This is a genomic window from Variovorax davisae (assembly GCF_030316845.1).
Classification (GTDB): Bacteria; Pseudomonadota; Gammaproteobacteria; order Burkholderiales; family Burkholderiaceae_C; genus Variovorax; species Variovorax davisae.
Genome location: NZ_JASZYS010000006.1, coordinates 49,386 through 67,192 on the forward strand (window position 1 = coordinate 49,386; position 17,807 = coordinate 67,192).

Here is a 17,807-nt window from a genome sequence, read left to right on the forward strand (position 1 = left end):
CCAGGCATCCCGCCACCCATTCCAGGAGTTAGTCATGACCCAACGCATCAACTATGTCGAACAATCGCCCGAGCTCTTCAAGAAGTTCGTCGAGTTCCTCAATGCCATCAAGGAAGGCGCGATCGAAGAGCCGATCCGCAATCTCGTTGCGATCCGCACTTCCCAGCTCAACGGCTGCACGTTCTGCCTCGACATGCACGTCAAGCAGGCCAAGATCCAGGGCGAGCGCGAACTGCGCCTGTATCACCTGGCCGCATGGCGCGAATCGACACTGTTCATTCCGCGCGAGCGTGCGGCGCTGGCCTGGACCGAAGTGCTGACCAAGCTCCCGGAGCAAGGTGTGCCCGACGACATCTACGAGCGCGTCCGCACGCAGTTGTCGGAGAAAGAGATCTCCGACCTCACCTTTCTCATCATGTCGACCAATGCATGGAGCCGCCTGAACATCGGCTTCAAGAGCGTGCCCGGCTCCTCGGACAAGGTCTTCGGCCTGGACAAGGCGAAGCTCGCCTGATCCGCGTCGCCAGGACTCACCCTCGTCACCCATCCGGCCCTTTGCGGGGCCAACAGGAAAATCACCATGAAGATCGTTGTCATCGGCGGCTCGGGCCTCATCGGCTCGAAGGTCGTCATCAAGCTCCGCGAAGCCGGCCATGAGGTCGTGGCCGCATCGCCCGCGTCGGGCGTCAACACCATCACCGGCGAAGGCCTGGCCGAGGCCCTCCAGGGCACGCAGGTGGTGCTGGACGTGGCGAACTCACCTTCGTTCGAGGACAAGGCGGTGCTCGAATTCTTCGAAACCTCGGGGCGCAACCTTCTTGCCGCCGAGGCCGTGGCCGGTGTGAGGCACCACGTCGCGCTGTCGGTCGTCGGAACGGATCGCCTCTCGGAAAGTGGCTACTTCCGCGGCAAGATCGCGCAAGAAAAGCTGATCCGTGAATCGAAGATTCCCTACACCATCGTCCATTCGACCCAGTTCTTCGAGTTTCTCGGCGGCATTGCGCAATCGGGCACCGACGGCGACACCGTGCGTCTCTCACCGGCCTTCGTGCAGCCGATCGCATCGGACGACGTCGCGGCCGCCGTGGCGGACTACACCCTGGGCAATCCGGTGAATGGGGTGGTCGAGATCGCCGGCCCCGAGCGCGTGCGCCTGTCCGATCTTGTCCAGCGATTCCTTGGCAAGACCAATGATCCGCGCAAGGTCGTCCAGGACGTGCACGCGCGCTACTTCGGTGCGGAACTGAAGGACGAAACGCTGGTGCCCGGCCCCAATCCGCGCATCGGCGCGCTCGGTTTCGACGCGTGGTTCGCGTTGCCCAAGCCGGCACACTGATCCGCAACCCCCCACGGCCGCATCAGGATGCGGCTGTGGGTTCTTGGCCCCAGGCCTTCCTCGTCATATCTCGGCAACACATGCCCGACAACCCCGTGCTTTCCACACTCGCCTCAACAAACCTGGCCGACGTCTGCCGCGGGCGCTACGTCGTTGATCCCGTGCACTCGCAGGTGCTGTTCAGCGTGTCGCACTTCGGCATCTCGACCTATTTCGGAGAATTCTCCGGGCCGTGCGGCACGCTCGACATTCCACTCTCTGAACACGACGGCACCACCCGGCTCGCGGTGTCCGTACCGGTAGCCAACGTGAAAACGACCAGCCGTATCCTGGACGACGAACTCAGGAGCCGCGACTGGCTGGATGGCGAGCAGTTTCCATTGATTGCGTTCGACTTCGCGGCGCCTCTCTCTCTCGCCGCCAATTCGTTCCAGGTGGTCGGCGCGCTCGCCCTGCACGGCGTGACGCGCGACGTCACGTTCGACGTGAGCTTCGTCGGGGCCGGCATGAACCCGGCGAAGCAGGTCTACACGATCGGCTTCGACATCCAGGGCCGCATCCGCCGCAGCGACTACGGCGTGACTGCTTCGCTGCCGATGATCGGCGACGAGCTCCGTCTCGTCATCAGCACGGCTTTCGAACTCGAAGTCGCTGCCGCCTGAGCGCACCTTTCCCAAAAACCACTGAACAGAAGCCTGGAATGCCCACTCAGATCGATGCGGCCAGCGTCTGCGCAGCAACTGCAGCGCCATCCAGCCCGCTGCAGCCGCCCCCCGTCGCGCTGCTCGACAAGTACAAGGGGCAGGATTTCGAGCCGATCTATTCGACGGTCGTGACGGTGAGTGGTGGCGAGGCGGAACACGGACGTGCTTCGGGCGTGGCCCGATCCGACGACGGCAACCTGGACGTGAATCTGAGGCTCCCGACCGCGCTCGGCGGTGGCGGTGGTGGAACCAATCCGGAACAGCTGTTCGCAGCGGCCTACGCCGCGTGCTTCCACGGGGCATTGAACCTGTTGGCGGCGAAGAAGAGGATTCCCGTTCTCGCAGCCACCGTGCAGGTGTCCGTCGCCTTTGGCCGCGATCCTGTCGACGGGCTTTTCATGCTCACCGCCGATGTTCGTATCCACTTGCCTGACGTCGAAAGAAGTGTGGCCGAGGAGTTGGTGCGCAGTACGGAGAGATTCTGTCCGTACGCGAAGATGGCCCGAAACGGCATCACCGGCATCGTAGCGCTGGCGACTTAGGAATACACATGCCGGCGCCACGTTTCGTTGGCGCTCCCTTCCCTGCGTTGAGAAAGTCCACGCATGCACGCCAAGGGCTCCGGGGCGTTCGGCACCTTCACCGTCACGCACGACATCACCAGGTTCACCCGCGCCAAGCTCTTCAGCGCCGTGGGAAAGAAGACCGAGATGTTCGCCCGCTTCACCACCGTGGCCGGCGAGCGCGGCGCCGCGGATGCCGAGCGCGACATCCGCGGCTTTGCGCTCAAGTTCTACACGGAGGAAGGCAACTGGGACCTGGTGGGCAACAACACGCCCGTCTTCTTCCTGCGCGATCCACGCAAGTTTCCGGACCTCAACAAGGCCGTGAAGCGCGACCCCAGGACCCACATGCGCAGTGCCACCAACAACTGGGACTTCTGGACGCTGCTGCCCGAAGCGCTGCACCAGGTCACCATCGTGATGAGTGACCGCGGCATCCCGGCGAGCTACCGCCACATGCACGGCTTCGGCTCGCACACCTACAGCTTCGTCAACGCTGGCAACGAACGCTTCTGGGTCAAGTTCCACTTCAGGACGCAGCAGGGCATCAAGAATCTCACGGATGCGCAGGCCGCCACCACTGTGGGCGCGGACCGCGAGAGCCATCAGCGCGACCTGTACGACGCCATCGAGGGCGGCGACTTCCCCAGATGGACGCTGTACGTGCAGGTGATGCCCGAAGCCGAGGCGCAGAAAGTGCCGTACCACCCCTTCGACCTGACCAAGATCTGGCCCAAGAAGGACTACCCGCTGATCGAGGTGGGCGTGATGGAACTCGACCGCAACCCCGGGAACTTCTTTGCCGACGTCGAGCAGAGCGCGTTCGCGCCAAACAACCTGGTGCCCGGCATTGGCGTGTCACCCGACAAGGTGCTGCAGGCGCGCCTGTTCGCGTATTCGGACGCGCAGCGCTACCGCCTGGGCGTGAACCATCACCAGATTCCGGTGAACGCCGCGCGCTGCCCGGTGCACAGCAACCACCGCGACGGCGCCATGCGCGTGGACGGCAACTACGGCGGCACGCCGCACTACGAACCCAACAGCTTCGGCCGGTGGCAGGAGCAGCCCGAGCATCGCGAGCCGCCGTTCGCGCTGCGCGGCGATGCGGACTTCTGGAACTTCCGAGAGGACGATTCGGACTACTACGAGCAACCAGGTGACCTGTTCCGCCTGATGGCGCCCGAACAGCAACAAGCGCTGTTCGACAACACGGCACGCGCCATGGGCGATGCGCCGGCGTTCATCAAGCGCCGCCACATCGACAACTGCACGAAGGCCGATCCGGCCTACGGCGCGGGGATCGCCAAGGCGCTGGGTCTGTGAGGGCCCTCTCTGCCCGCCGCGTCAGGACAGCCTTTCGAGTTCCGTGGCCAGGAACTCGATGAAGAGCCTCGCACGCGCCGGCGTCTGCCGCCCGAAGGCATGCAAGGCCGAGATTGTCACGAGCGGCAGCCGCTGCAGCGGCAGGACGGGCACCAGTCGGCCCGCGTCGATGTCCTCTTGCACGAACAGGCGCAGGATCTGTACGACGCCAAGATCGCCCAGTGCCGCGATGCGCAGCGCGACGCTGTTGTCCGTATCGAACACACCGGCGGGATTCAGCACGCTGCCGTCCGCAAAGCGGATCGGAAACGCCTTGCCGCCCAGCATGTAGCGCACGTGCGCATGACCACGCAAGGCATCGATCGATCCGGGCGTTCCGCGAAGTGCCAGGTACTGGGGGGACGCCACCAACACGAGGGGCAGGTCGGCAAGGCGTCGAGCGGTGAGATCGGAGTCAGCGACCTCCCCTGCCCGAATGGCGATGTCGTAGCCCTCGCGGATCAAGTCGACATGCCGGTCGGCGAGGCTCATCTCGAGCTTCAGGCCAGGATGCCTCGGAAGGAACATGCCCACCACGGGCGACAGAAGGATGCGCCCGAGGTCCCCGGGGGCCGTGATGCGCAGCACGCCCTGCGCGATGCCGTCGGCTTGCATCACCTCGCTGGCGTCGTCGAGCGCACGCAACAGCGGCGCGATGCGTTCGTAGTAGGCGGCACCTTCCTGCGTGAGGGACAGCGCCCGCGTCGAACGCTGGAAGAGCCGCACACCGAAGCGTTGCTCCAGCCGCGCAACGCCTTTGGAGACCGCCGAAGGCGATGTGCCCAACGTCCGTGCGGCCGCACTGAACGAGCCCGCCTCGACGGAACTCGCGAAGGCCACCAACCCGGGCGCGTGATCTAAGACATTCATTGAGGACTCCTGGGCACAAGTGATTCCGTTTCATCTCACTACTCAACGCAGCCTGGCGAACCTAAATTGAAGACTTCCCTCTCAGTCAAACAAGGAAAACCTCATGAAGAAACTCTCTGGCAAAGTGGCCGTTATCACGGGCGGCAACAGCGGCATCGGCCTGGCATGTGCCCAGATTTTCGCGGCGGAAGGCGCTCGCGTCGTCATCGTGGGACGACGCCAGGACGCGGTGGATGCCGCGCTCGCGAGCCTCGGTGCGGACGCCATGGGCTTCGTCGGTGACGTGGCCGATCTTGCGATGCACGACCGGTTGCTCGCCGCAGTGAAGGCGCGGTTCGGCGCCATCGACATCTACGTGGCGAATGCCGGAACGGCCATTCTCGAGCCGTCCGCCGCCGTCTCCGTGGACAACTATGATCTGCAGTTCGCCACCAACACGCGCGCGGTGTTCTTCGGCGTGACCAAGGCGCTTGCGTTGATGCGCGATGGCGGCTCGGTCATCCTCACGAGTTCGATCGCAGGCAGCAAGGTGATGGACAACCACGCGGTCTACGCAGGCAGCAAGGCCGCCATCGAGGCCTTCGCGCGCAATTGGGCGCTCGAACTCAAGGCCCGCCGCATCCGGGTCAACGTGCTGAGCCCGGGCCCGGTCGACACGCCGATCCTCGCGAAGTTGGGCATCACGGAATCCGCACGGCCGGAGTTCGACAAGAGCATGGCTGCGGCGATCCCGTTGGGGCGGCTGGGCCAGCCGGATGAACTGGCGCACGCCGCGCTCTTCCTGGCAAGCGACGACAGCGTGTTCGTCACCGGCATCAACCTCAAGGTCGATGGCGGCATGGCGCTGACCTGAGACCACACCGCGCTCGGACCCCTCGCCCTTCCCTTCAGGCCCGGGCCGTCCGGCGTGGAGGGAGAAATCCCTTCGCGTTGGCAAGGTCGGGCCACGGGAGCACGGTTTCGCCGGCGACCTTCCACTCGCCGTCCGTCCGCCGGAGCCGCAACTCATAGAGCGCCGGATCGGCGTCCTGGCTCATGCGTCGAAAGAGGATCGCGGTTGCTTCATCTCCCTGCTCCTCGATATGCAGAACGCGCTTTTCCGTCGACAGCGGCTTCTCGCCAGCGTCGCGACGGCTTCTGAATTCGGCCATCATTTCCGACTTCGAGAAGCGGGCCACGTCTCCTTGCGGCGTCAGCACCAGGAATCCGAGGTCTTCGGTATAAAGCGCTTCCATTTGATCCATCCGATAGTGACTCCCGGTATCGGCGAGCACGTCGATGAAGGCCATGATTTCTGGATTGTGAGACTGAGGCATGAGGGCTTCCTTGGGCTGAGCTGCGACAGAGCGCCAACGCAGGGGCTTGCGATGGAAGCTCGATGGCATTCATCGTAGGATTGGCGTCCAGGCTTCGGTAGTGCCGCCCAAGGACGCGCGCTGATTCCGGTTGGGCACCAATGCCGCGTGGCTCATGCGGCAGTTTGGGCCCGCGGCCATGCCTTCTGGCGCCATCTCTTGAGCGGCGCGTCCACCAGATGAAGGCAGATCGCCGCCATCGTGAACGAAAACACGATCGTCGCGCATAGCGTGACCCACCCGGGCTGTGAATTGCGCAGCAGCAGGGCTAAAGGGAAATGCCAGAGATAGATGCCATAGGACAGCCTACCAACGTAGGCCGCGGGCCGTGACGCGAGGAATTTCATCTTCCCGTGCTCCGCCGCATGGCAGACAAGCACGAAGGCGGACAGCTCCGCCAGCGTGATGCGCAGCGTGACCGCCTCTATCTGGTCGCTCGTCGGCAGGGAAGGCAGGGTCATGAGGACCACCAGCGCGATGCACGCCGCCGTGAGTGCGTGCCTCGAGACCCTGAACCGGGTGAGCGCCGCGATGGCCCCGAGCAGGATGCCGCTCATCCGCGTGTCGAAGCAGAAATACGCCTGCGACCAGGTCCAGTTCAGGGCCACGAAGTACCGCCATGCGGTCACGGCAAAGAATGACGACACCAGCCAGGCGACGGGATGCCGCGTCCGCAACAACAGCGGCAGCGCAAGGGGCCACAAAAGGTAGAACTTTTCCTCGACGCCCAGCGACCATGTGTGGCCTATGGTGTAGGCGATCTCCCAGAAAGCCAGGGCATAGTCGTAGACGTAGAGTGCGGCGAGGACAGCGGACAGCCACCGGTTGTCGTCTGGCCAGAGCATCGGGGCCAGCCCCAGGTAGACCGCCACCATGAGCAACAGGGTCGGATAGAGCCGCAGCGCCCGCCGGGCGTAGAAGCGACCGACCTCGATCCCGCCCTGGCGGTACTCCGCCGACAGCAGCGAGGTGATGAGGTAGCCAGAGAGGACGAAGAAGACGTCCAGCCCGACGAATCCGCCGCGCGCGCCGGGGACGTCGCAGTGGAACAGGAGGACGGCGAGGATGGACAGCGCCCGAAGACCATCGAGCGCCGGGTTGTACTGCATGTGTGTCTGTCCCCTGTCAGCGGATCGTCAGCGGATCCGGCCGGCACGGCTGCAGGATCGTCGCGCCACACACTGGGTAGCTTGCCGGCCCCTTGACGTCCTTCAATACGCCGAGCCGCACGACAGAATCGTATCTGGCGTTGTGCAGCACATGGAGGCGCTGCTTTTGCGTGAAGGTGTCGAACACCAGACCGCCGGTCTGAGCCGGCGTGTCGATCCAGATCCGCAGCCGGGACCCGCTGCGGAAGTAGTGCCCCATCTTGTTGATCTCGACCCGCGCGAGGACCGGCTGCCCGGGCAGCAGCGGCATGACGCGCTCGGGCCGCTCGAGGCGCACCGGCAGCAGAGGTGTCGAGCGCGCGGTGTCCAGGGCCCGGTTCGACAGACGCAGCCAGCCGCGCTGGACATAGGTTTCCTGTCCGTCCGGTCGGATCTCGGTAACGGTGACCTGCAGATCGGCGTCGCCGGCGTTGGCCGTGACCCAGAGATCGGCGCTGCCCGGCCCGTAGACCATCATGTCTTCGCCCAGCGGCCGCGATGTGTAAGCGATGCCCGTTGCCTTCCAGTCGCCAGGCAACGCTCCCCAGAAAGAGCTTCCTGCAATGTCGTTGACGGCAACACCGGCGCCGGGGTAGTCGAATCCGTCGGCCGCCCCGGAGCCGGGTCCATCGGTGAGCGCCTGGCCGGCACCGAGGTGGAATTCCTTGATCGCCAAGTCGTTGCTGCGGATCGCATCCCTTTTCACCACCCAGCGCGCCTTGGGAGACACGCGCCGCTGAAGGGCGCTGCCGCCATCCCCCTCGGAGCTTTCCATCCACACCGTGGTGCGTGGCGTGTCGCGTTCGAAGCCGTTGTCCACGCCCTTGACGAAGCGGTCAAGAAAACGCACGGCCATCGCCTGGAACTCCGAGGCCAGGTACATGTCGTGCCGGCCGTTGGTCTGGATCGACCACAGCTTGGCCGGGTCGAGCCGCGACTGGTAGTAGCCGCTGCGCGGCGTGATCGCTTGATCCTGGAAAGCCTCGAGCGACAGCACAGGGACCTGGACGCGATCGGCATGCAGCGCCAGGTCGAAGCTCTTCATGTGGTCGTCTCGCAGCGGATGCGACAGCAACAGATGCATCACGGAGTTCGTGTCTTCGGCTGCAAGGTTCTTCGGGATCTGCGCCAGGCAATGCACGTCGCCCTCTTCCTTCGCGGTCTGCGCGACCACCTTCTCCCAATAGGCGCGCATGGAGACCCGCAGGGGTGTGACGAAGCCGGGCGCCGGAACGCCACCGGGCATCAGGGCGTCGCGGAAGTCCGTCAGCACCATCCCGGGCACGATGGCCCGAAGATGCGGTGGCCGGTTCTGCGCCGTCGCCAATTGGGCAGATCCGCCGTACGACCAATTGACCATGCCGACCTTGGCATCGGACCAGGTCTGCGACGCCGCGAACTCGACGGCTTCGGCGCCATGCCTGCCGAGCTGCGGCCGCGTGTACTCGAGCGGGCCTGCGGAACATCCGGAGCCTGCGGCGTTGACGCCCATCACCGCGTAGCCGGCCTCGACGAGCCGCTTGTCGAGTTCGACCGACATCGATGTCTTGTACTTCAGATAGGGCGCTCCCCCGATTGCGCCGGCGTCGTATCCGTTGATGCTCAAGATCACGGGGAACCTGCCCGATGTCTTCGGCAGGAGCACGCTATAGCGCAGCCTGATCCCGTCGGAGGTCGTGAAGTAGCCGGTGAGGCGCTTTGCCCAGAACGGCGCAATCTCTCCCTGCTCGGGGAAATCGAAAGGCTGCGACGCCGGCAGGCCCGTGTCGGGATCCAGCTTGGCATCCTGCCCGTGTGCGGCCAGCGACGTGGTGAATGCCGTGGCAAATGCGAGAGCGGCTGCGATGTTTTTGTTCATGAATCCTGTCCTCAGGTTCTGGCTGGGCCGCCATCGGGAGGCGATGTTAAGACATCGATGCGGCTTTCGCGATTCCGAAAAGAGCACGGACGTCGCGAATCAAGGCCGTAGAGGTTCTCCCCTCTCCCTGATGGCAACTTTGGTGTCTTCGAGGCAACAGGGTGATGCACCCTGGCCATCTACCGGCTGGCAGGTCGCGTCACTAGCATCGACGAATCGGAATCAGCGATCCGCAAGCGCCATCTCGACGCGGCGAATCGCGCCTCAGCAACAAGGAAAGCCATGATCTCCACGCAAGAAACGACAAGCGTCAATGGGGTGCGATTGCACTACACGGTCGCCGGCCAAGGGGACCCCGTTCTGCTCTGGCATGGCTTTCCGGGCACCTCGCAGTCCTGGCACAAGGTCTTGCCCTTGCTCGCGCAAACCCACACGGTGATCGTGCCCGACATGCGCGGGTTCGGTGATTCGGACAAGCCGGCGCAAGGCTATGACGCACGTACGCTGGTCGCGGACTTCCGCGCCCTTTTGCGGCATCTCGGCGTCGGACCACTCCACATCGTGGCTCATGACATGGGCGCACCGGCGGCGCTGGTTTGGGCCGGCGAACATCCCGAGGAGGTGCGCACGCTGGCCTACCTGGACGAGCCCATCATCACCGGAGAGTGCCTCGGGCGACTGATGCAGTTCACACCCCAAGGCACGGTCAGAGGCGGCTTGTGGTGGTGGCCACTCGCATTGGCGCCTGGGCTGGCGGAGATGCTGTTCTCCGGTCACGAACGAGAGGTGCTTGCCTGGTTCTATGAAAACTTCTGCGCCAATCCCGGCGCGATCGGGCAGGAGGCGTTCGACGAAACAATGCGCACATTCGCCGCGCCGGGCGGCGTCAGCGGCGTACTTGGCGTCTACCGTGCGATTTTCGACACACAGGCGCAGACGGAGCCCTTTGTGCGCGACAAGGTTCGTGTCCCGGTGCTCGCCCTGGGAGGCGACGCGAGCTTCGGCGACAAGACCCGCGAATTGCTCACGACTGTTGTCGAGAAGGTCCGGGGCGGCGTGGTTCGGAACTGTGGGCACTTTATCCCCGAGGAACAGCCCGATGAACTGGTCCGCCTTCTGTCGGCATTCTGGGCCGAGACTGCGCAGCAGCGCCTGGCGGGGCGCTGAATGCCACGACAAGGCACGGGGCGACCGATGCCTTAGCAACGTCTGACATCACCGGCCGATAAGCAGCGCGTTATCGCCCGCTCGAGAAGCCTCGCAACTGGCACCTCCGCCAGGCCCTCAGCGAATCCGAGCTTGCCCAGGTAGCCGAAGACCGCTCTGCAGCGGTTGCTGCCAGTCATGCCCTGAACGGGTACTCACGGTTTTGAACAGTTGCGGTCATCGACGCGCCCGAGGGTCGCCTGGCGCCGCGAGCGCTGTGAACGTCAAGCCGACGCTGCTGAACCCGATCCGAACAGGAGATCGTCGAATGACGACGGATCGCTTGCGGCTGAAGTTGCCGACCGCCAAACGCTGGGTTCTGCTCAATGCGAAGCAATCGGCCCCGACCATGCCACCTTCAGCCGAGCGGATCGTCGCAGCGATCTGCGGCCGTCCGTTGCGGATCACCGCGAAGTAGCTGGCCCGGTTGAGGTCGCCGAAGCAGTCATATGCGACCGACCCGAGCAGATCTGGGTACTTCGCGCTTTCGAACCTGGTGTTGTGAACGGTGTTCAATCAAAGTGTGTTCGCGGCAACATCGTCGGGAGTCGCCGAATGCGAGAGCGTGTAGAGACCGCTGATCACACCCTCGGCTGCGCCTGACGCCCGCAACGCCGCAGGCGAAAGATCGGCATCGACAAGCGATTGCACGACATGTGCCTCGTAGCCAAGGACAACGAACACCCAATCGGCCACGCGGTCGGCTGAGTTGCGAATGCGCTGCTCGGTGGTTTCGGCGACGCGGGGTGTCTGATGCCGCAACAGGTGCGCACCCACGATGCCCGGCCGCTGGGCCAGAGCGGTGCAAAGCGCCTGAAAGAATGCACGCAGGTCATCGGCGCGGTCTTGCAGCGGCGAGACACGCAGTGTCAGCGCGTACCTTGCAGCGCTGCCGCCCGCCGACTCCAGCACGTGGCACTGGCTGCGCACCATGTTCCGATGGTGCGGCATCATGCGTACGGACCATGGCGACGGCGTGTTCAGATGACTGACATAGGCATCCGATGAAAGGATCGCATACGAAGTGAGCTCGTACATGACAAAGATGCCTTCGCCCTCGGGAACACTCGTCCAGCGGGACGCCCGCCGGAATCCAGGCACGCCGAGCCGCTCCGGAAAATGTTCGTGGGAATGCCAATGTTCGAACTCGGACTTCATCTCGGGCGCCATGTCCCACCACATCGCCAGCGCCGCACTGCCTGGAAGCAACATTCTCAATTCCCCCGCATATCGGCCACGTCAACCGGAGCGCCATGGCGACTGCTGGCCGCAATCGCATCGAGCGTCCTCGCAATATCGATCGATTCGGCAGGAGTGGCGCCCGTCCATGCGCCCCAACCGAATCGCACGAGGTCGTGAAACGACTCTGCTTCGGCCAGAAATCCTGCGCGCGCTTCGGTTTCGATCACTTCGCGTGCCGCATCCCATCCGGTGCCTCGGCGCACGTCCACGAATGGCGGAAAGTCGGCGCCGGTATCGTTGAAGTAGGTGGTATTGATGGAACCCGCGTCGCCAGCAATGAAGGCGTGTCGGTGACGCGCGGTGGAAAAACTGCACGAGATCTGCGCAAGAACGCCGTCCGGGTACTCGAGCGTCGCCATCGTGGTCAGATCGACGCCCGTCGCGCCCCATCGCGACAAGGCAGACACGCGCGACGGCGCGGCGCCTGTCACGGTGCGCACGAAGCTCACCGGGTACGACCCCGCGTCCATCAGCGCGCCGCCCGCGAGGCCCGGGTCCATCCGGATGTTGGCGGCGTCGGCCAAAGGAAAGCCGAAGGATGCCTGGATGAGCTGGATGCGGCCGATGGCGCCGGCCGAGACGAGTTCGCGAACCTTGAGCGTTTGTGGCTGAGCCCGATAGGGATAGGCCTCCACGAGATACACGCCATTCTTCTCGGCGGCCGCGAACATGGCCCGTGCCTGCGCTGCACTGGCGGCGAGCGGCTTCTCGCAGAGGACGTGCTTGCCGGCATCGGCGGCCCGGATCGACCACTCCGCGTGCAGGTTGTTGGGGAGCGGCACGTACACCGCGTCGATGTCTGGGTCGGCAAAGAGCGCGTCGTAGCCGGCATGGACGCGGCCGATGCCGAGCTCACGCGCGAAGGCTGCAGCGCGCTCGCCATCGCGGCTCGCCACGGCGGTGACGATGACTTTGGCCGACGGTCGCACGGCTTCGACGAACGAACGGGCGATCCGCGCGGCGCCGAGAATGCCGATGCGCAGCGGGCCACTGGAAGACGATGTCATAAGTTGCTCACAAAAATCCGGTTCAGGCGGCGTCCAGCACCGATGTCATCTGCGTGACGCAATCCTCGACATGGGTGACCAGGGTCTGTTGCGCGCGCTGCCAGTCCTTGGCGAGCGCGCATTCGAGGAGAACGTGGTGCTCGTCTGCTGCCTCTTTGCCACGGAAGATGGCGGCGATCATCTGGTAGCGCAGGTACTTGTCGCAGATCGATGCATAGGTCTGCAGCAGCAGGTCGGACCCGCAAGCGGAGATCAGTGCGACGTGAAAGGCCCAGTCGTACTGGCGCCAGATTTCCGCGGGCGCATGGTCGTCAGCCGCCATCCGCTTTTCCATCGTGGCGAGCTTGTGATAAGCGGCGACCACACGGCCTTCCCACTCGAGGTCGCCACGCTGAAAAGACTCCTTGAGTCCGTGGCCCTCCAGAAGAAGCCGCATCGATGCCACTTCCCGAAGGTTGGCCGAGGAGACCGCGGTGACCTGGAACCCGCGCGCCCCTTCCGCGACGAGCAAACCTTCAGTGGCCAGTCGGCTGAAGAGCTCGCGCAGCGTGCTGACGCTGGTGCCGTAGGCCTCTTTCATGCGTTCCAGCGGTAAACGCCGCCCCGGCGTCAGCCGGCCCAGCACGATGTCGGAGCGGATGCGGCGATACGTGACCTCGCCAACTGTGGCGCTGTCTGCGGATTCAAGGGAGTTGTCGGTCAACAAGTGGCGCTCCAGGACGGATCAAGGCTCAAAACAGTTTCGGCTTCAGGCGACGTTCTGCCAATCAGAGAATACCCTGATCATCATATACTTTGCGTATGCTCCGATGATCCAATATTATTCGGTGCCGCACCGCTGCATGGCCCAGGAACCGGCCATTCCCATCACAAAAGGAGACCTTGATGGCATCGAAACTCTTCAAACTCGCCGGCAGTCTCGCGCTGCTCGTCGCCGCCACGCTCGCTCAGGCGCAGGACATTCAGGAACGGACCATTCGATTCGGTCACCTGAACAACACCGACCACCCGACCAGTTGGGGGGTCAAGAAGTTCGCCGAGCTCGTGGCAGCCAAGAGCGGCGGCAAGATCACGGTCAAGGAATTCGCCAGCAGCCAGCTCGGCAACGAACTGCAGCAGCAATCCGCGTTGCAGGGCGGCGTGCAGGAGATGCTCGTGGCTTCCACCACCTCGCTGACCGGCGTCGTCAAGGAATTCGGGCTGTTCGACTTCCCATTTCTGTTCACCAATGGCCAGCAGGCAGATGCGATGGTGGACGGACCGCTGGGCAAGATGGTCAGCGCCAAGCTGGCTGACAAGGGCATCGTCATCCTGGGATTCTTCGACCTGGGTTTCCGCAACGTCACCAACAGCAAGCGCCCCATCACGAAGGGCGAAGATCTGGATGGACTGAAGCTGCGCGTCATCCCGAATCCGGTGTTCCTGGACACCTTCAAGACTTTCAAGGCCAACCCGCTGCCGATGCCCTTTGCCGAGCTGTACAACGCCCTCGAGAGCAAGGCCGTGGATGGCCAGGAGAACCCGTATTCGGTGATCCTGTCGAGCAAGTTCTATGAAGTGCAGAAGTACGTCAGTGGCACCAACCACGTGTACGCGACCAACCCGGTCCAGATCAGCAAGCGCTTCTGGGACAAACTGTCGCCAGCGGAGCACAAGATCCTGCAGGACGCCGCCATCGAAGCCCAGACCTACCAGCGCGCGGCGAGCCGCGAAGCCGCCGGCAAGGCACTGACCGAACTGCAGGCCAAGGGCATGGTCTACAACGCCGTCGCACCCGCCGAGACGGCCCGCATGCGCGCCGACGTCAAGCCGATCTACGACAAGTTCTCCGCTTCGTACGATCCGGCCGTGATGACGCTGTTCAAGACCGAACTGGAACGCGTCTCCAAGTTCTGATCCTGGAAGTTCAAGCCGGCTCCAATCCCTGTGACTTGGAGCCGGCGGTCGTTTTGCAGGCCCCGCGGTGCCGCTTGGGGCGTGGCGCGCCAACGCGTCTTATAGAGGAGCAGGCATGGTAAAGCTGATCGATTCTTTCTGCCGCGGGGTCACCAACGTGATGGCCGTGGCGCTCATGATCATGGTGGCGCTGGTCTTCAGCAACGTTGTTCTGCGCTACGTTTTCAATTCGTCGATCACGCAGTCCGAGGAAATTTCGCGCTGGCTGTTCGTGTGGATCACCTTCATGGGTTGCGTGGTCGCCCTGCGCGAGCACGCGCACCTCGGCACCGACGCCTTGGTGTCGCGCCTGCCACCGGTCGGCAAGAAGATCTGCCTTGTACTCGGCCATCTGACCATGTTGTACGTCTGCTACCTGGTTTTCAGGGGCGCGCTGGAACAGACCAAGATCAACATGGACTCCCTGGCACCTTCCACCCAGCTGCCGATGTCCGTGCTGCATGCGGCTGGCGTGGCCTTCTCGGCCTGCGCATGCATCGTGCTGCTGCTGGACCTGTGGCTGCTTTTCACCGGCCACATGAAAGATGACGACCTGGTGATGGTCCAGGAATCCGAAGATCTGGCTGCTCTGAACCGCCCGCATGGCGACGACCTCACCAAACAACACTGAACCGAGCGAGCGACCATGACACTCACCATCTTCCTCGGGTCCCTGCTGCTGGCGATGGCCATCGGCATCCCGATCTCGTTTGCGCTGCTGGTCAGCGGCGTGGCGCTGATGTGGCACATGGACATGTTCGAGGCCCAGATCCTCGCGCAGAACCTGCTGGGCGGCGCGGACAACTACCCCCTGCTGGCAGTGCCCTTCTTCCTGCTGGCTGGCGAGATCATGAACGAAGGCGGGCTGTCGAAGCGCATCGTCGAGTTCGCGATGGCGCTGGTCGGTCACATCCGTGGCGGCCTGGGCTACGTGACCATCGTCGCGTCGATCATGCTTTCGGCGCTGTCGGGCAGCGCGGTGGCCGATGCCGCCGCCCTGACGACCATGCTGCTGCCGATGATGGTGGCCGCCGGCCACGCACCGCATCGCGCTGCCGGCCTGATCGCAGCGTCCGGCGTGATTGCGCCGGTGTTGCCGCCGTCGATCGGACTGGTCATTTTCGGCGTCACGGCCAACGTTTCCATTTCCAAGCTGTTCATGGCCGGTATCACGCCCGGCCTGCTGATGGGGCTGGCGCTGTGGGTGACCTGGGCCTGGGTCGCCCGCAACGAAGGGGTGGTGCCTCCGCCGCGCAAGCCATTGAAGGAACTGCTGACCACGATGCGCCGCTGTGGCTGGGCGCTGATGCTGCCAGTGATCATTCTGGTCGGTCTGCGCATGGGCGTGTTCACGCCGACGGAAGCAGGCGTGGTGGCTGCGGTGTATGCCCTTTTCGTCGCGACGGTCATCTATCGTGGCCTGAAGCTCTCGCAGTTGTTCGGCATCTTCAAGGCGGCGGCCAAGACCACCGCGGTGGTGATGTTCCTGGTGGCCGCGGCCATGGTTTCGGCCTGGCTCATCACGGTGGCGGACCTGCCCGGCAAGGTGGTGGGCATGCTCCAACCCTTCCTCGACAGCCCCATCCTGCTGATGGTGGCGATCATGGTGCTGGTCATGATCGTCGGCACGGCGATGGACATGACGCCGACCATCCTGATCCTCACGCCTGTGCTGATGCCCGTGGTCATCGCGGCCAAGATCGACCCCGTCTATTTTGGGGTCATGTTCATCATGAACAACGCCATCGGCCTGGTCACGCCCCCGGTGGGCGTGGTGCTCAACGTGGTGGCCGGGGTGGGTCGAATGTCGATGGATACGGTGACCAAGGGCGTGATGCCGTTCATGATCGCCCAGTTCCTGATCATGTTCCTGATGGTCTTCTTTCCCTGGCTCGTCACTGGCCCCGCGAAGCTGTTCCACGGCGGCCCCTGAAATTCCTTTGCGTTGCAAGCGTACTCACCTATGACCAAGCCGCTTTTCATCCTGAATGGCCCGAATCTCAACCGTCTCGGCAAGCGCGAGCCTGCGATCTACGGCAAGACCACGCTCGCCGAGATCGAGGCAATGTGCCGCGACGAAGCCGGGGCCATCGCGTTGGAATTCCACCAGTCCAACAGCGAGACCCAGTTGATCGACTGGATCCACGAGGCCATCGACACGGGCAGCGGGATCATCATCAACCCGGCGGCCTATTCGTTCACGTCCATGGCCATCATGGATGCGCTCAAGATGTTTCCAGGTCCGATCATCGAGGTCCACATCTCCAACATCTATCGCCGCGAGGAGATGTACCACCACTCTTACATGTCCGCGGTGGCCACCGCGGTGATCGCCGGTCTCGGACCTGGCGGGTACCGGGCGGCCATCAAGGCCATACTGCAGATGCTCCAAGAAAAGACGCCCTGATCCGCAGGTATCTGAGCGGGCGTTCGACTTGGCTATCCCCGCCATCAGCAAATGCGCTCACACAGCCAATACGGCCTTCTTCAACAAAGTCGTCGACGCCCGCGTTCTCGCCCCCGCAGAAAACGGCTTTCCGATGGAGCTCCAGCTTGATGCTTGCCTTGCCGGGCGCAAGCGCCTGGGGAGAGGCCACCGTGCAACGTTCGAGGCCGTCCCAGTTGTAGCTGTACGTCGGCTTGCCGTCCTTCAGGTACGACGCCGCGAAGCGCCCGCCTTGTGCGAAGACGACGCCCTCCGCGCCGCCCTGTGGAACGTCGATCTCGGCGGTGATCGTGCTGGAGTGGTTCTTCACGTTGATGAACGTGTTCTCCATCATGCCGGTCATGCCGGTCATGCCGGGTAGAGCGTGATCGACGTACGCGGTCCCATCAGGTCGGGCCGCCCGGCGATCGCCGCATTGAAACGCTCGACGCTGCGGTCATCGATCGGAAGCACGTTGTACCTCGCCGCCTCTTTCATGAAGACGGCCTGCATCTCTTTCAGCTTCGCCGGCTGCTTCGCGGCAACATCGGTGGCGAGGCTGTAGTCATTGCGCGCATCGAAAAGCTCCCATGAATCCTTGTCGAGCGCCGCGCGCGGATTGGGTTCCCACGGCGCCCTGTGAACGGTGCGTGCCAGCCAGCCGTCGTGGTAGATACCGCGGTTGCCGAGGATCTCGAAGTATTGCGTTGTCCGCCCATCTGCCGCGCGAACAGCCGGCGCTCGTCGGGCGTGAGCTTGTCTCAATCCTTGATGCCGGTGGGCTTGGGCGCGTGAT

At 63.8% G+C, this 17,807-nt stretch carries 20 protein-coding genes and 1 pseudogene; 11 read left to right on the plus strand and 10 right to left on the minus strand.

What is annotated here, in order from left to right; translation table 11 throughout:
• The first annotated feature begins 34 nt into the window (after window positions 1–34).
• The 5 genes and pseudogenes from QTI33_RS15180 to QTI33_RS15200 all read left to right on the plus strand — a co-directional run.
• Window positions 35–514 carry a carboxymuconolactone decarboxylase family protein gene (locus QTI33_RS15180; protein ID WP_286506898.1) on the plus strand — a complete coding sequence of 160 codons (480 nt, stop codon included), beginning with the start codon at window positions 35–37 and terminating at the stop codon, window positions 512–514.
• 66 nt (window positions 515–580) lie between these two features.
• Window positions 581–1,336 carry an SDR family oxidoreductase gene (locus tag QTI33_RS15185; RefSeq protein ID WP_286506899.1) on the plus strand — a complete coding sequence of 252 codons (756 nt, stop codon included), beginning with the start codon at window positions 581–583 and terminating at the stop codon, window positions 1,334–1,336.
• An 80-nt stretch (window positions 1,337–1,416) separates the two neighbouring features.
• A complete protein-coding gene (locus tag QTI33_RS15190) occupies window positions 1,417–1,998 on the plus strand; it encodes a YceI family protein (RefSeq protein ID WP_286506900.1) in 582 nt (193 codons plus the stop codon).
• A 38-nt stretch (window positions 1,999–2,036) separates the two neighbouring features.
• Window positions 2,037–2,582 (plus strand): Ohr family peroxiredoxin, encoded by a 546-nt coding sequence (locus tag QTI33_RS15195; RefSeq protein ID WP_286506901.1) that lies wholly within the window; start codon window positions 2,037–2,039, stop codon window positions 2,580–2,582.
• Window positions 2,583–2,642: 60 nt separating this feature from the next.
• Window positions 2,643–3,926 (plus strand): annotated as a pseudogene (locus tag QTI33_RS15200) (catalase); the annotation flags it as partial.
• A 21-nt stretch (window positions 3,927–3,947) separates the two neighbouring features.
• Here QTI33_RS15200 and QTI33_RS15205 read toward each other — a convergent pair.
• A complete protein-coding gene (locus QTI33_RS15205) occupies window positions 3,948–4,835 on the minus strand; it encodes a LysR family transcriptional regulator (protein WP_286506902.1) in 888 nt (295 codons plus the stop codon).
• 103 nt (window positions 4,836–4,938) lie between these two features.
• Between QTI33_RS15205 and QTI33_RS15210 the strand changes: the two genes are divergently transcribed.
• Window positions 4,939–5,688 (plus strand): SDR family NAD(P)-dependent oxidoreductase, encoded by a 750-nt coding sequence (locus QTI33_RS15210; protein WP_286506903.1) that lies wholly within the window; start codon window positions 4,939–4,941, stop codon window positions 5,686–5,688.
• 34 nt (window positions 5,689–5,722) lie between these two features.
• Here the strand turns inward: QTI33_RS15210 and QTI33_RS15215 are convergent, their stop codons facing one another.
• The 3 genes from QTI33_RS15215 to QTI33_RS15225 form a co-directional block, all read right to left on the minus strand.
• Window positions 5,723–6,124: a hypothetical protein gene (locus tag QTI33_RS15215; RefSeq protein ID WP_286506904.1), complete on the minus strand. Its 402-nt coding sequence runs from the start codon at window positions 6,122–6,124 to the stop codon at window positions 5,723–5,725.
• Window positions 6,125–6,303: 179 nt separating this feature from the next.
• Window positions 6,304–7,299, minus strand: coding sequence for an acyltransferase family protein (locus QTI33_RS15220; protein WP_286506905.1), 996 nt, complete (start codon window positions 7,297–7,299; stop codon window positions 6,304–6,306).
• Between the two features lie 16 nt (window positions 7,300–7,315).
• Window positions 7,316–9,196: a CocE/NonD family hydrolase gene (locus QTI33_RS15225; protein WP_286506906.1), complete on the minus strand. Its 1,881-nt coding sequence runs from the start codon at window positions 9,194–9,196 to the stop codon at window positions 7,316–7,318.
• Window positions 9,197–9,478: 282 nt separating this feature from the next.
• On the opposite strand from QTI33_RS15225, the gene QTI33_RS15230 reads away from it, so the two are divergent.
• Complete coding sequence (locus QTI33_RS15230; RefSeq protein WP_286506907.1) at window positions 9,479–10,363, plus strand: alpha/beta fold hydrolase; 885 nt, start codon at window positions 9,479–9,481, stop codon at window positions 10,361–10,363.
• 216 nt (window positions 10,364–10,579) lie between these two features.
• Here the strand turns inward: QTI33_RS15230 and QTI33_RS15235 are convergent, their stop codons facing one another.
• From QTI33_RS15235 to QTI33_RS15250, 4 genes are read right to left on the minus strand one after another with little or no spacing between them, the layout of a single operon-like run.
• Window positions 10,580–10,918, minus strand: a complete 339-nt coding sequence (locus QTI33_RS15235) for a hypothetical protein (protein WP_286506908.1) — start codon at window positions 10,916–10,918, stop codon at window positions 10,580–10,582.
• Window positions 10,919–11,614 carry a hypothetical protein gene (locus QTI33_RS15240; protein ID WP_286506909.1) on the minus strand — a complete coding sequence of 232 codons (696 nt, stop codon included), beginning with the start codon at window positions 11,612–11,614 and terminating at the stop codon, window positions 10,919–10,921.
• A gap of 2 nt (window positions 11,615–11,616) precedes the next feature.
• Complete coding sequence (locus tag QTI33_RS15245) at window positions 11,617–12,651, minus strand: Gfo/Idh/MocA family protein (RefSeq protein WP_286506910.1); 1,035 nt, start codon at window positions 12,649–12,651, stop codon at window positions 11,617–11,619.
• 22 nt (window positions 12,652–12,673) lie between these two features.
• Window positions 12,674–13,354: a GntR family transcriptional regulator gene (locus QTI33_RS15250; RefSeq protein WP_286506911.1), complete on the minus strand. Its 681-nt coding sequence runs from the start codon at window positions 13,352–13,354 to the stop codon at window positions 12,674–12,676.
• A 182-nt stretch (window positions 13,355–13,536) separates the two neighbouring features.
• Between QTI33_RS15250 and QTI33_RS15255 the strand changes: the two genes are divergently transcribed.
• The 4 genes from QTI33_RS15255 (at window position 13,537) to aroQ (ending at window position 16,993) form a co-directional block, all read left to right on the plus strand.
• Window positions 13,537–14,547 carry a TRAP transporter substrate-binding protein gene (locus tag QTI33_RS15255; RefSeq protein ID WP_286506912.1) on the plus strand — a complete coding sequence of 337 codons (1,011 nt, stop codon included), beginning with the start codon at window positions 13,537–13,539 and terminating at the stop codon, window positions 14,545–14,547.
• A gap of 115 nt (window positions 14,548–14,662) precedes the next feature.
• Complete coding sequence (locus QTI33_RS15260; protein ID WP_286506913.1) at window positions 14,663–15,217, plus strand: TRAP transporter small permease; 555 nt, start codon at window positions 14,663–14,665, stop codon at window positions 15,215–15,217.
• 15 nt (window positions 15,218–15,232) lie between these two features.
• Window positions 15,233–16,519, plus strand: a complete 1,287-nt coding sequence (locus QTI33_RS15265) for a TRAP transporter large permease (protein ID WP_286506914.1) — start codon at window positions 15,233–15,235, stop codon at window positions 16,517–16,519.
• Window positions 16,520–16,549: 30 nt separating this feature from the next.
• Window positions 16,550–16,993 carry a type II 3-dehydroquinate dehydratase gene (gene aroQ / locus QTI33_RS15270; RefSeq protein ID WP_286506915.1) on the plus strand — a complete coding sequence of 148 codons (444 nt, stop codon included), beginning with the start codon at window positions 16,550–16,552 and terminating at the stop codon, window positions 16,991–16,993.
• Here aroQ and QTI33_RS15275 read toward each other — a convergent pair.
• Window positions 16,953–17,384: a hypothetical protein gene (locus QTI33_RS15275; protein WP_286506916.1), complete on the minus strand. Its 432-nt coding sequence runs from the start codon at window positions 17,382–17,384 to the stop codon at window positions 16,953–16,955. The two genes, aroQ and QTI33_RS15275, sit on opposite strands and share 41 nt — an antisense overlap.
• Entirely contained in the window at window positions 17,381–17,776 is a 396-nt protein-coding gene (locus tag QTI33_RS15280; RefSeq protein WP_286506917.1) for a hypothetical protein, read from the minus strand. Before QTI33_RS15280 ends, QTI33_RS15275 begins: the two co-directional genes overlap by 4 nt.
• Window positions 17,777–17,807 lie beyond the last annotated feature (31 nt).

Excerpts from the sequence above, each read along its gene's own strand:
- QTI33_RS15215 (WP_286506904.1), bottom strand. The coding sequence starts at position 6,124 with ATGGCCTTCATCGACGTGCTCGCCGATACCGGGAGTCACTATCGGATG.
- QTI33_RS15275 (WP_286506916.1), bottom strand. The coding sequence starts at position 17,384 with ATGACCGGCATGACCGGCATGATGGAGAACACGTTCATCAACGTGAAG.
- QTI33_RS15210 (WP_286506903.1), top strand. The coding sequence starts at position 4,939 with ATGAAGAAACTCTCTGGCAAAGTGGCCGTTATCACGGGCGGCAACAGC.
- QTI33_RS15195 (WP_286506901.1), top strand. The coding sequence starts at position 2,037 with ATGCCCACTCAGATCGATGCGGCCAGCGTCTGCGCAGCAACTGCAGCG.
- QTI33_RS15205 (WP_286506902.1), bottom strand. The coding sequence starts at position 4,835 with ATGAATGTCTTAGATCACGCGCCCGGGTTGGTGGCCTTCGCGAGTTCC.
- QTI33_RS15240 (WP_286506909.1), bottom strand. The coding sequence starts at position 11,614 with ATGTTGCTTCCAGGCAGTGCGGCGCTGGCGATGTGGTGGGACATGGCG.
- QTI33_RS15245 (WP_286506910.1), bottom strand. The coding sequence starts at position 12,651 with ATGACATCGTCTTCCAGTGGCCCGCTGCGCATCGGCATTCTCGGCGCC.
- QTI33_RS15265 (WP_286506914.1), top strand. The coding sequence starts at position 15,233 with ATGACACTCACCATCTTCCTCGGGTCCCTGCTGCTGGCGATGGCCATC.
- QTI33_RS15180 (WP_286506898.1), top strand. The coding sequence starts at position 35 with ATGACCCAACGCATCAACTATGTCGAACAATCGCCCGAGCTCTTCAAG.
- QTI33_RS15260 (WP_286506913.1), top strand. The coding sequence starts at position 14,663 with ATGGTAAAGCTGATCGATTCTTTCTGCCGCGGGGTCACCAACGTGATG.
- QTI33_RS15185 (WP_286506899.1), top strand. The coding sequence starts at position 581 with ATGAAGATCGTTGTCATCGGCGGCTCGGGCCTCATCGGCTCGAAGGTC.
- QTI33_RS15230 (WP_286506907.1), top strand. The coding sequence starts at position 9,479 with ATGATCTCCACGCAAGAAACGACAAGCGTCAATGGGGTGCGATTGCAC.
- QTI33_RS15220 (WP_286506905.1), bottom strand. The coding sequence starts at position 7,299 with ATGCAGTACAACCCGGCGCTCGATGGTCTTCGGGCGCTGTCCATCCTC.
- aroQ (WP_286506915.1), top strand. The coding sequence starts at position 16,550 with ATGACCAAGCCGCTTTTCATCCTGAATGGCCCGAATCTCAACCGTCTC.
- QTI33_RS15190 (WP_286506900.1), top strand. The coding sequence starts at position 1,417 with ATGCCCGACAACCCCGTGCTTTCCACACTCGCCTCAACAAACCTGGCC.
- QTI33_RS15255 (WP_286506912.1), top strand. The coding sequence starts at position 13,537 with ATGGCATCGAAACTCTTCAAACTCGCCGGCAGTCTCGCGCTGCTCGTC.
- QTI33_RS15225 (WP_286506906.1), bottom strand. The coding sequence starts at position 9,196 with ATGAACAAAAACATCGCAGCCGCTCTCGCATTTGCCACGGCATTCACC.